At 44.9% G+C, this 11,421-nt stretch carries 14 protein-coding genes; all 14 read right to left on the bottom strand.

The window, feature by feature from the left end; all coding sequences use genetic code 11:
• Positions 1-37: 37 nt before the first annotated feature.
• Positions 38-409 carry a 50S ribosomal protein L7/L12 gene (gene rplL, locus QZL64_RS03300; RefSeq protein ID WP_006555624.1) on the bottom strand — a complete coding sequence of 124 codons (372 nt, stop codon included), beginning with the start codon at positions 407-409 and terminating at the stop codon, positions 38-40.
• A 52-nt stretch (positions 410-461) separates the two neighbouring features.
• Positions 462-965, bottom strand: coding sequence for a 50S ribosomal protein L10 (gene rplJ / locus QZL64_RS03305; RefSeq protein WP_006555623.1), 504 nt, complete (start codon positions 963-965; stop codon positions 462-464).
• A 181-nt stretch (positions 966-1,146) separates the two neighbouring features.
• Entirely contained in the window at positions 1,147-1,857 is a 711-nt protein-coding gene (rplA, locus tag QZL64_RS03310) for a 50S ribosomal protein L1 (protein ID WP_006555622.1), read from the bottom strand.
• 79 nt (positions 1,858-1,936) lie between these two features.
• On the bottom strand, positions 1,937-2,362 hold the full coding sequence (gene rplK / locus QZL64_RS03315) for a 50S ribosomal protein L11 (protein WP_006555621.1): 426 nt from the start codon (positions 2,360-2,362) through the stop codon (positions 1,937-1,939).
• 104 nt (positions 2,363-2,466) lie between these two features.
• On the bottom strand, positions 2,467-3,003 hold the full coding sequence (nusG, locus tag QZL64_RS03320) for a transcription termination/antitermination protein NusG (protein ID WP_021840599.1): 537 nt from the start codon (positions 3,001-3,003) through the stop codon (positions 2,467-2,469).
• An 11-nt stretch (positions 3,004-3,014) separates the two neighbouring features.
• Positions 3,015-3,245, bottom strand: coding sequence for a preprotein translocase subunit SecE (secE, locus tag QZL64_RS03325; protein WP_021840600.1), 231 nt, complete (start codon positions 3,243-3,245; stop codon positions 3,015-3,017).
• Between the two features lie 40 nt (positions 3,246-3,285).
• Positions 3,286-3,435 (bottom strand): 50S ribosomal protein L33, encoded by a 150-nt coding sequence (gene rpmG, locus QZL64_RS03330; protein WP_006555618.1) that lies wholly within the window; start codon positions 3,433-3,435, stop codon positions 3,286-3,288.
• Positions 3,436-3,784: 349 nt separating this feature from the next.
• Positions 3,785-4,249: a BREX-3 system P-loop-containing protein BrxF gene (brxF, locus tag QZL64_RS03335; RefSeq protein ID WP_021840601.1), complete on the bottom strand. Its 465-nt coding sequence runs from the start codon at positions 4,247-4,249 to the stop codon at positions 3,785-3,787.
• Positions 4,250-4,273: 24 nt separating this feature from the next.
• Positions 4,274-5,971, bottom strand: a complete 1,698-nt coding sequence (locus QZL64_RS03340; protein WP_021840602.1) for a hypothetical protein — start codon at positions 5,969-5,971, stop codon at positions 4,274-4,276.
• A gap of 2 nt (positions 5,972-5,973) precedes the next feature.
• Positions 5,974-6,633 carry a hydrogenase nickel incorporation protein HypB gene (hypB, locus tag QZL64_RS03345; RefSeq protein ID WP_021840603.1) on the bottom strand — a complete coding sequence of 220 codons (660 nt, stop codon included), beginning with the start codon at positions 6,631-6,633 and terminating at the stop codon, positions 5,974-5,976.
• Between the two features lie 36 nt (positions 6,634-6,669).
• Entirely contained in the window at positions 6,670-7,011 is a 342-nt protein-coding gene (gene hypA / locus QZL64_RS03350) for a hydrogenase maturation nickel metallochaperone HypA (protein ID WP_021840604.1), read from the bottom strand.
• On the bottom strand, positions 6,989-7,837 hold the full coding sequence (locus QZL64_RS03355; protein ID WP_021840605.1) for a bifunctional 5,10-methylenetetrahydrofolate dehydrogenase/5,10-methenyltetrahydrofolate cyclohydrolase: 849 nt from the start codon (positions 7,835-7,837) through the stop codon (positions 6,989-6,991). The genes hypA and QZL64_RS03355 overlap by 23 nt, the downstream gene beginning before the upstream one ends.
• A gap of 33 nt (positions 7,838-7,870) precedes the next feature.
• Entirely contained in the window at positions 7,871-9,832 is a 1,962-nt protein-coding gene (locus tag QZL64_RS03360; protein WP_021840606.1) for a penicillin-binding transpeptidase domain-containing protein, read from the bottom strand.
• Positions 9,833-9,841: 9 nt separating this feature from the next.
• Positions 9,842-11,263 (bottom strand): CCA tRNA nucleotidyltransferase, encoded by a 1,422-nt coding sequence (locus QZL64_RS03365; RefSeq protein ID WP_156705572.1) that lies wholly within the window; start codon positions 11,261-11,263, stop codon positions 9,842-9,844.
• Positions 11,264-11,421 lie beyond the last annotated feature (158 nt).

Consider the following 11,421-nt stretch of genomic DNA (forward strand, 5'->3'; position numbering starts at 1 on the left):
TCTAAAAACCAACTCAAAATGTCCTATAGGCCTTAAATTATTTAAGTTCAACAGTTGCGCCAGCTTCTTCCAATTTAGCTTTAAGAGCTTCAGCGTCAGCTTTAGCAATGCCTTCTTTTACAGGAGCAGGTGCGCCGTCAACAACAGCTTTAGCTTCTTTCAAGCCAAGACCGGTTACTTCGCGAACAACTTTGATTACGTTGATTTTACCAGCGCCAGCGTCTTTCAAGATTACGTCGAATTCAGATTTTTCTTCGCCTGCGCCAGCAGCACCGCCAGCAGCAGCAACAGCTACAGGAGCAGCTGCAGTTACGCCAAATTTGTCTTCGATAGCTTTTACAAGATCATTTAATTCAAGGATTGTTGCTTGTTCTAATTCAGCAACGATGTTTTCAATGTTAAGTGCCATGATTTAGTTCCTCCACTAATTATATTTGGTAGTAATATGTTTAAATTACCGATTATGCTACAGTTTCGTCTTTTGCTTCGGAAACCGCTTTTACAGCGTAAGCCACGTTGCGGATTGGAGCCTGAAGTACGGAAAGGAGCATGGAAAGCATACCTTCACGGTTAGGCAATTTAGCAAGGGCTTTAACTTCGTCAGCATTGATTAATTTACCTTCAACAAGACCTACTTTAACGTCAATTGCTTCAGTTTTAGTGTCTTTAATGAAGTTTTCAATGATACGAGCCGGAGCTACTGCATCAGTTTTGGAAATAGCCAACGCAGTTGGACCTTCCAAGTGCTCCGCGAAACCTTCAATACCTAATTCATTAACTGCAATGCGAGTCAATGTATTTTTGATTACTTTGTACTCTACATCTTCAGCCAAGAATTTACGGCGTAAATCAGTTACCTGAGCTACTGTCAAGCCATGGTAACCAACAAGTACGGCCCCCTTTGCTTCAGAAAGATTTTCTTTCATCTGTGCAACGATTGCCTGTTTCTGTGTAGTGACAGCCATTAGAATACCTCCTTATAGATTTTGGTGATGCTCTATGTACTATCTTAGCGTAAAAAACGACCTCACCGCCAACGCGATGAGGTCGGAACCGTTCTAAAATAAGAAATCGGTGTCAGCCTCAGCGGGCGGATTTACATCCATTATACATACCTGCGGTCTACAGCTAAGAGAACATATCTAATTATTGTTCCTTCGTAACAGTAGTCAATTTGAATACGTTAAGTGGAACACCAGGGCCCATAGTAGAGCTCAAGGTTACAGATTTAATGTACTGACCTTTAGCTGCTGCCGGTTTAGCCTTAATAATAGTATCAACGATAGTGCGGTAATTGTCAAGCAATTTTGCATCATCGAAAGAAGCTTTACCGATTGCACAGGAGATAATACCTGCTTTATCAGTACGATACTCGATCTTACCGGCTTTAATTTCGTTAACAGCACGAGCTACGTCCATCGTTACAGTACCAACTTTAGGGTTTGGCATCAAGCCTTTAGGACCCAAAATTTTACCTAAACGACCAACTTGACCCATCATGTCAGGAGTTGCTACAGCAACGTCGAAGTCGCTCCAGCCACCCTGGATTTTTGCTACTAATTCTTCAGAACCTACGAAATCTGCACCAGCATCTTCCGCTTCTTTAATTTTTTCGCCTTTCGCAAATACGAGGACGCGTTTAGTTTTACCAGTACCATGAGGTAAAACTACTGCACCACGAACTTGTTGATCAGCGTATTTAGGATCGACATTCAAGTTGAAAGAGATTTCAACAGTTTCGTCGAATTTAGCAGTCGCAGTTTTCTTAACGAGCTCAACAGCTTCTACTGGTTCGTAGAATTTGCCGGCTTCGATAAGTTTAGCTGCTTCAGCGTATTTCTTACCTACTTTTGCCATTCTAAAATCCTCCTTATGTGGTTTAACGGGAATTCCCTCCCACCGATATGTGCCCTCATTGGCACACGTCGTACGCTAATTAATCAACGATTACAATGCCCATGCTGCGTGCAGTACCTTCTACCATACGCATGCCTTGTTCTACAGTATTTGCATTCAAGTCAGGCATCTTGAGTTCAGCGATTTCACGAACTTTATCGCGACTAACTTTTGCTACTTTGTCACGGTTAGGGACACCGGATCCTTTAGGGATACCAGCTGCTTTTAATAAAAGTACAGCTGCCGGTGGAGTTTTTGTAACGAAAGTGAAGCTTCTATCTTCAAATACAGTAATAACAACCGGAATAGTTAAGCCAGCCTGCTGTGCTGTACGTTCATTAAATTCTTTAACGAACGCCATAATGTTAACACCTGCCTGACCAAGAGCCGGGCCGATAGGTGGCGCTGGACTAGCCTTTCCTGCTTCACACTGAAGTTTTACAATTTTTGTAACTTTTTTAGCCATGGTGATTACACCTCCTTGTGCTCAAAATGTGGTGGTAACGGAAAAATTTCCTCCCACTGGCGACCACCAAGCCGCCTAAAAAGTTTAGAGTTATATTGTATATATTAAAGATCTTTCTCAACTTGAGAAAAATCTACCTCTACCGACGTTTCACGATTGAACATTTCCACATCAAGTTTCAATGTCTGTTTTTCGTGATTGATTTCAGTAATAGTACCTAATCTATCTTCAAAGGCACCGGAAGTAATGCGCACTGTTTCGCCTACTACGACATCAATCGTTTGCTTTGGTGCTTGATCCAGCCCCTGTGATTTGAGGATATATTCAACCTCGGAATCAGATAACGGTACCGGTTTGGTAGCAGAGCCTACGAAGCCTGTTACACCCGGTGTGTTACGTACTACATACCAGGAACGATCATTTACTTCCATTTCTACGATTACGTAGCCGGGGAAGATTTTGCGTTTTACAACTTTTTTAACGCCATCTTTCTCGTCGATTTCATCCTCAACAGGCACTAAAATACGACCAATCGTATCTTCCATGCCCATGGATTGAACCTTACGTTCAAGATTAGTTTTTACTTTATTTTCGTAGCCTGAGTAAGTATGTATAACATACCATTTCTTTTCTGCTTCCACGGAAAGGCCTCCTATCCGACAACACGCATCAACAACTGGAATAATTCGCTAAAGATAGCATCCACAATGCCGATTAAGGCGGAGATAAATACTACGGTAACGAATACTACAATCGTGTAATTGATGAGCTCTTTTCTTGTCGGCCAGACTACTTTTTTGAGTTCCGCTTTCATTTCGCGCGCCATACGACCTACGCCGCCACGACGCTGCTGCGGTGCTGTAGAATTGGATCCTGCCATCATTTCACATCCTTAAATCATCGGGTTAATTGGATGAAACGAATTATTTCGTTTCGCGATGTAACGTATGTTTACCGCAGAATTTGCAGTATTTCATCATTTCAATACGATCAGGATTGTTTTTCTTATTCTTGTTCGTCTGATAGTTACGTTGTTTGCATTCAGTACATGCCATAGTCACTGCATTACGCATCCGGATACACCTCACTTCAAAATAAACTTGCCTTAAACAAATATGCTTATATAGCCTACCACAGCAGGGCAAGCATGTCAAGTTTTGGGCAACTTAAAAAAGCCAGGCGACCACCTGACAATTCATTATAACAAACTTTACCTACTGTGTCTATAGTTTTAATCTAATTTTTTCACAAAATTTTCGGTGCGCCTGCTAACCGTACTTTTCTTTGAATGTCCTGCTAAAACATCAGTTAACACGGCAAGCAAACTTCCCACCGAAACAAAGAGCCTTTACCGTCGGCTTATACCGGGCAAAGACTCTTTATCGTCATTTACAATTACATATCTTACGCTATTATTAAAACTTAGTCAATAGACACGATACGTTCTGCTTTTTCTACTTTAAAGGAGAAATAATTAGGATTGTTGTTATGTTCCAAGAACAAATTTTCACCATCAAAGCGACCGCGCCAACCTACTACGATTGGATACATGGTGCTGATTGTCTTTAATAATTCAATAGGCTTCAAATTTAAGATTGGTGCAAACAATACATTAACATTATCCAGTAAAATTACATCGGAACCGCACGCCTTTAGAGCTTCACACATAACGTCCTTCGCCATATCGGGACGTAAATCGCGAGCTACTTCCAAAAACTCATCGTCAATAAGTTCTTTTGCTTCAATGTACTTCCAACCGTCTTGCTCTGCCAATTCGCGGATTAATTTACTCTTCCCGGAACCGGGACCGCCGACAATAAATAAAATCCGTTCTTCATCCGCCTGCAGAGAATTCCATCGTTCTTTGATGTCCTGTGCTGTTACCATGTGTCATCCTCCTTTACCGAAAGCCTACTTACTCAATTCTTTGTTAGGTCTGTCTGACAACATTACCGTTTTTATAAAATTGTCTTTCTCACCCACTGTAAACAACAAATAGCTGTATGCCGAGTCAGGGTTCTTGTAAGTATATATCATGAGCGGATCGCCGTTAGCCGCGGTATCCGCTTCCACGCTCGTAGGCATGCCATATAAATATAACAATAAATACTTACTGTCGCCAATCGAAATGCCGCGGCGCGTCAAAGCCGTGCTTTTGGTAATCATCGCCCGCACTACCATCTGATTTTTGTCATAGCCTACCAAAACATCGTCGTAGGCAATGAATTCGTCGTCATATAAGAAGCCTCGTTGTTGCCATTGTTCATCTTGATTCGAAACGAATGGTTCATTCACCCGATAGCCCATAAGACTAAAATCATCAGCCGTCAATTGGTTGGCTTTGTAATACTGTTCCTGCACAGCCGGTAGCTTAAGGCGCGACCACACCTGGCCGTCAATCATATCGATAGCGCTTACTTTATTATTCTTTAGTGTAAACACTAAATACTGCGAAGACGGAGCATTAATACCATTAGTTGTAAGCGGTGTGCCTTCTCTATTATCTTTCGCCACAGGCGACGCAAATTCCTTCTTACTTTTTACAGAATTTTTACTTTTTTCATATTTATAAATAAGCGCTACGGTTCCCGTTTTAGCATCCCGCCACATGCCTTGCGGAGCCCCGTAAGCAAAGAGGATTGTGCCGCGCGTTTTGCCGATACCGATGTCGCGAACCGTCTCAGCCGCGCCTTCGGTGATGTGAATATTCGTAATAGTTTGTGGGGCAAACGTATAATCCAGACCTTCACGACGCAACGTATCACCGTCACCCAAATGACCGTTTAAAGAGCTCGAATTAGGGCCATATACGCCGGTATACACGGTGAAGCTCCCGTCTTTACCGGTATAAGTAGTAAACATATCTTTCACGGTAATCGGTTTAACCGCCGGTTTTGCGGGACGAATCTTTTTAGATTTCTTAGCGTCATCGGCTAACAGCTTAATCTCACCATCGTCCTTTACCGCATCATCGACATCTTTCCCTGCATCGACAGAATCAGTCTTAACGGCATTAGTTGTATTAGTTGTATTAGCTGTATTAGCTGTATTAGCTGCATCAGCTTTCGCATCTTCAGAGGCACCTTTAGCCGCGTCTTCAGCAACACCGTCTTTAGCGTCACCTTTTGCAGCATCAGCTTTAGCTGCTTCGTTAGCTTCAGCGTCCTTAGTGGTATCAGCGGCATCAGCAGCATCAGCCGCATCAGTGGCCGCTTTAGTAGCCGTAGCCGTTTTATCACCGGCAGCCGCTTCACGTTCACTTAAAGGACCACCGAGCAGTGCTTCCCAATCACTGTCCTTACCTGTTAAGGTTCTAAAATCAGCACCGAGGATCAACTTGCCGATAGCAAAGTCCTTTTCAGACAAAGCTTCCAAAGAGTCAGCCGTATAACTCTTGCCGATAGCCGTCAAGTCAATGCCGGTTTTTTCACTCTCTTGAGCCTCAATACTTTCCGCCAAGCGCACCGCCATTTTATTAACGGCGGCCTTCTCCGGTGCCCAAGTATCGGCCGGATCCATAACCAAATCAGCTGTTCCATTTGCAAAAACACCACCCGTTAAGGCACTGCTTATGAGAACTGCCAATGAAATACGCTGTAATTGTTTCATAACTACCCCTTTCGTACCGCTTCTATCTGAGCTTTAAGCCAATCCGTCCATTCGGTTAGCCCTGTTTTGGCAGTGCAGCTCACTTCAAACAGGCTAACCGCCGGATTTAAGTTCTTAATATCCGTAACGGCTTTCTCCTTATCGAACGGAATATACGGCAACAAATCCACCTTATTCAACAACACAGCCTTCGATTCTTTAAAAATCAAAGGATACTTGAGCGGTTTGTCTTCCCCTTCCGTAACGGATAGTACGGTAACCTTCATGGCTTCGCCAATGGCAAACTCAGCAGGACACACCAAATTCCCTACGTTTTCTATAATAATCATATCAAGCTTGTCTAAATCCAGTTCAGCCAAGGCATCTTCAATCATTTTCGCATCCAAGTGGCAACCGCCAACCGTATTGATTTGCAAAACGGGAATGCCCAATTTATGAATGCGTTCCGCATCTTTCGCGGTATATAAATCGCCTTCAATTACGGCGAGTGAATACTCTTCGGCGAGCTCCTTGAGGGTCGCTTCGAGCAGTGAGGTTTTGCCCGCGCCCGGTGAGCCCAATAAATTAAAGACAAATATATTTTTTTCTTTAAACAAGCGCTGTAAATCAGCTGCAATAGCATCATTTTTGGCCAGCACATTGGTCATAACTTTTACTTCCATAGCTACCTCACTCTTAATCTATATACACGGACCATATCAATCCATATCGATTGACGCCACCTGCAATTCGCGGCCCGTTATGGTGGAAATGGCCAAACTGCCGCAATGGGGACATTTAAATACATAATCGGTGACGGAAAATTCCTTATCACAATCAAGGCATTTGCCACAAAGCGGTATCATTTCAATTTGCAAAACCGCATTTTCGGCGGCCGTATTTTTAGTAACCGAATCAAAACAGAACTGCAATGCATCCGGTTCAACACCCGACATAACGCCGAGTTTTAATTGAATGGCGTGAATTACGTGACCCTCATTAGCTTTTAACGTATCGAGGGCAATATCAACAATTCCCTCAGCGATTGACATTTCGTGCATGATAGGCCTCGTAAATATTTTCTAATAACATCGTGGTCGTTACGGAACCTACGCCACCCGGTACAGGCGTAACGGCGCCGGCCACTTCAATAGCCGATGCATACTCTACATCGCCTACCGTCTTACCGTCTAAATCATTAATCCCTACATCGATAACGGTAGCGCCCGGTTTTAACATATCACCGGTAATCACATGAGCTCGGCCCACAGCAGCTACCACTACATCAGCTTGCTTTAAATGCTCTTCTAAATTTGTAGTTTTGGAATGGCAAAGAGTCACCGTCGCATGTTGTTCCAACAGGAGCAAAGCTACCGGTTTACCTACAACCTGACTGCGACCGACAACGACAACATGCTTACCGGCCAACGGAATTTTATAATGTTCTAAAATGGCCATACAAGCGAGCGGCGTACATGGCCAGAACCCGCCTTTGCCGGAGCTGGCAAGGCCGATATTACGCGCCGTAAGACCGTCAATATCCTTACCGGGATCCAGGCTTTCAATAATCACATCAGGGTCTACCTGCGGCGGCATCGGCATCAACGGCAAGACGCCATAAATGCGGTCATCTTCGTTCCACCGTTTAACAACAGCCAGGACTTCCGCTTGGGACGCATCAGCCGACAAATGTGCTACTTCAACACCAAAGCCGGCACTCTTGGCAGTTTTTTCCATAAAACGAGCATACATTTGCGCCGCTTTATCATCGCCTACCAATAAAATACCTAAGCCCAGCACAATACCTTTTGCCTGAAGTTCTGCCAAACGCTCACTTAACACTGCTTTGTGGGCATCCGCCACAGCTTTGCCACGTAATTCAATCATGCCAACGCCTCCTAATTATATATAACAATATCTTTATCGTTTAAAATAAACTGTTACCGCTTCGCCCGCTTCGGCTTCGCCACCGGCGGGGATATCCTGAGATACTGCATAACCGGTACCGTCAGGAGCAAATTGTAAACCTGCATCATGGAGCCAATCGCGCACTTCACCGGTCGTCCAGCCGGTAAAATCAGGAATGATAACGCTGCCATCAGGCGCTTTTTCAACGCTCGGTTTAGCCGGGCGAGTATCACTCTGCCCTTTCAAGTCTTTTTCACGCGTTACCGATGGTGACAACTGGAAGTAACGCACCAGCTGACTCATAATGTCTTTAAAAACAGGGGCTGCAATTTGACTGCCATAGTAGGTACCGCTCGGATCGTCAATTACAATAAGCGTTACGAAACGCGGATCTTCCACCGGACCCATGCCGATGAAGGACGCAATATAACGCCCTTTTAAATAACCGCCATGTTCCGGATCCAGTTTTTCAGCCGTACCGGTTTTACCGGCAAAATGATAGCCGTCAACGGCCGCCTTATTGCCGCCCCCTTCGGATACTTCTTTTTCCAAAATATCAAGAATTGTCTTGGCCACATCTTCCGGAATCGGTTGACCCGCCGACATATCTTGAGTTATCTCTTCTTCCGAGCCATCCGGATTATTGATACTCTTAATAATATGCGGTTTCATCATTTTACCGCCATTGGCAATGGCACTAAAGGCCTGTACCATTTGGAGCGGGGTAACGTTAACACTTTGGCCAAACGAAATTGTCGCCAAATCAAGCTGGGACATATCATCCAACGACCGGAGCTGGCCTTCCGCTTCACCCGGCAATTCAATACCTGTGGCTTTACCAAATCCGTACGCCCGGAGATATTTATCCATAATCTCTTTACCGGTCGTAATACCCAACTTAGCCATACCGGTATTGAGGGAATATTTTAAGATTTCCAACAAACGCACCGGGCCGTTGCCTTCGCCATCCCAGTTCTGAATCGTATGGTCTCCCACAACAAACGAACCGGTATCATTAAAAACGGTATCCACAGTCCATTTACCGGATGCCAACGCCGCCGAAGCAGTCAACGGTTTAAAGGTAGAGCCCGGTTCATACATGTCGGTAACAGCGCGGTTTTTATAAGAATTATCATTTCCTTTATCAAAGTGGTTCGGGTCATATGTCGGACGATTAGCCATTGCCAAAATTTCGCCCGTCTTCGGATCCATAACAATAATGCTGGCGCCCGTCGCTTTCGTATCCGCCATGGCTTTATCCAACGCCCGTTCCGCAATAAACTGAACCGTCGTATCAATCGTTAAGGTAATACTTTTTTCTTTTTCCGGCAAAAACTGCGATAATACAGAGCCAAAAATAGCGGTACCATGCGAGTCCGTAGCGATCAACTCTTTAGTCGTGCCACCGCGCAAAGTATCATCCATTTGCATTTCCAGACCGTCCAGCCCTTTATCATCGGTGCCTACAAAACCGAGCACCTGAGCTAACAAATTACCGTTAGGATAGAAACGACGACTTTCATTAACGAAATTAAGGCCTACAAGTTCATTATCCTTTATAACTTGATCAACCGCTTTCGATTTATCCGGATCCATCATACGATCAAGCCAGATAAACGCTGTATCTTCTTGCAGACGTTTAACAATGGTCTCTTCCTTAATACGCGTATACGGCGCAATCAGCTTCGCAATTTCCTCCGGCGACTGTTTAATCATCTTCGGATCCGCATACAAGGACCGAGTCACGATACTGATGGCCAAGGGATTACCGTTGCGGTCAAAAATCGTGCCGCGCGGCGATTGAAGTTTACGTTCTTCTTTTACCTGACTTAAATTCTTCGTATCCAATTGACTGTTATCAAACACCTGGAGCCATAACAGACGCCCGGCTAAGAGAACCATTACGCCGGAAAAAATCACGAGAATTAGAAATATTTTATTTTGTAAGGCTTTCTGATCCTTATTAGTAATCATGAATCCCTATTACTCCTTACGTGCTTTACGAGCCAGTTTACGCTTAGCCGCCTCCATTAAGGCCTCCGGTTCATTCGCAACTTGACCGCTACGCACTTGAACTAACAATGCTTGCAATATCTCCCCTGTTTTGTCACCCAATAGGGCCGGCAATTCAGGCCCATACGCCAAATCTCGCGTATGAATCGGCACCGATTCCGTTATCGCCGCCAGGCATTCGCCCATGGCGTATGTACCATCGGTACTGCTATGGGGCCGACCGCAACCGATAACATCGGCAGCACACACTTCAGCCATTTGCTGTACCGCTTCTTTTAACTCGCTGCTTTTACGAAAACGGCCACTCTGAGCCTCTTTACGCATCCAGCGCCAAGGGTCGGCATCCTGATTATTGGCAAAAAAGTGAAAGCGCATATGACTGCTCACGAGCCATGCTACGCGCTGCACCATCTTTTTTGGGTATTGTAAGCGTGTCAAAATAACTTCTGCCATTTGAGCGCCCAATTGATCATGGCCACGGTCCGTAATACGGCCGTTGTGAAAACCGCGAATGCAGTCCATGCCTTTGGCCACATCATGCAATAAAGCAGCCCAACGCAAGGTTAAATCAGGCTTAATCGCCTGCACTACGGCCAAGGTGTGCACCCAGCCGTCATAGGCATGAAATTCCGGTTGCTGCGGTAATCCCACCAAATGATGCAATTCCGGCAAAATCGGAACTAACTCATATTCACCGGCCATGAGTATGCGACAGTTGCAATCGGCCAAGCCGGACTGAACCAAAACATCAAGACCTTTGGCCGCATGAGGTGTGACCAAGAGCCCGTCCAGTTCCTGACGAACACGCTCCAAGGAAAGCCCTTCTACGCGTTTAAAGTTAGGCGCCATACCATCCAATAAGCTGCGATGCGGCAAAAAACCGAGCTTGCCCACAAAACGGCAAGCCCTAAACAAACGTAGCGCGTCTTCTTGAAATCGTTCTTCCGCATTACCAATGGTACGCAAAGTAAGACTTTTAATATCTTTAAGGCCGCCCACTAAATCTATCACTTCACCCTGAGCCGTCATGGCCATGCCATTCACCGTAAAATCGCGGCGAGCCACGTCTTCTTCAAGCGTATCGGCATATACCACTTCTTCCGGACGATGACTGTCCGCACCATAGCGCTCGCGGCGGAATGTGGCGACTTCATAACTGCCTTCCGGCACCATCACTACAACCACGCCAAAAGACTTACCGACTACACCGGTCGTATTAAAACCGGCCTTAGCCATAATATCTATAATATCATCGGGTCTTGCCTTCGTTACAATATCATAATCATGAGGTGTTTGTTTGAGCACCAAATCGCGCACCGCACCACCAATGACATAGGCTTCAAATCCGGCATCCGCTAACGCACGCAGAATCCGCGTCGCACCTTGCCAAATTTCACCGCTCGGCTCTAACGTTATTTTCTTTGATGTAAACCAACTCACCCATATCACCTCACTCTTATCACGATAATTTATTATAACATACCCATGTATTGAATTCACCCTTTCGAGATACCTGAATAATCATAACCACCCGTAGAACGGGTGGTTTG

It is taken from the genome of Veillonella sp. CAG:933 (genome assembly GCF_000431435.1).
Classification (GTDB): domain Bacteria; phylum Bacillota; class Negativicutes; order Veillonellales; family Veillonellaceae; genus Veillonella_A.

Coding starts and splice junctions, on each gene's coding strand:
- QZL64_RS03355 (WP_021840605.1), bottom strand. CDS start 7,837: ATGATTGAATTACGTGGCAAAGCTGTGGCGGATGCCCACAAAGCAGTG.
- brxF (WP_021840601.1), bottom strand. CDS start 4,249: ATGGTAACAGCACAGGACATCAAAGAACGATGGAATTCTCTGCAGGCG.
- rplA (WP_006555622.1), bottom strand. CDS start 1,857: ATGGCAAAAGTAGGTAAGAAATACGCTGAAGCAGCTAAACTTATCGAA.
- rpmG (WP_006555618.1), bottom strand. CDS start 3,435: ATGCGTAATGCAGTGACTATGGCATGTACTGAATGCAAACAACGTAAC.
- rplL (WP_006555624.1), bottom strand. CDS start 409: ATGGCACTTAACATTGAAAACATCGTTGCTGAATTAGAACAAGCAACA.
- secE (WP_021840600.1), bottom strand. CDS start 3,245: ATGATGGCAGGATCCAATTCTACAGCACCGCAGCAGCGTCGTGGCGGC.
- hypA (WP_021840604.1), bottom strand. CDS start 7,011: ATGCACGAAATGTCAATCGCTGAGGGAATTGTTGATATTGCCCTCGAT.
- rplJ (WP_006555623.1), bottom strand. CDS start 965: ATGGCTGTCACTACACAGAAACAGGCAATCGTTGCACAGATGAAAGAA.
- hypB (WP_021840603.1), bottom strand. CDS start 6,633: ATGGAAGTAAAAGTTATGACCAATGTGCTGGCCAAAAATGATGCTATT.
- rplK (WP_006555621.1), bottom strand. CDS start 2,362: ATGGCTAAAAAAGTTACAAAAATTGTAAAACTTCAGTGTGAAGCAGGA.
- QZL64_RS03360 (WP_021840606.1), bottom strand. CDS start 9,832: ATGATTACTAATAAGGATCAGAAAGCCTTACAAAATAAAATATTTCTA.
- QZL64_RS03340 (WP_021840602.1), bottom strand. CDS start 5,971: ATGAAACAATTACAGCGTATTTCATTGGCAGTTCTCATAAGCAGTGCC.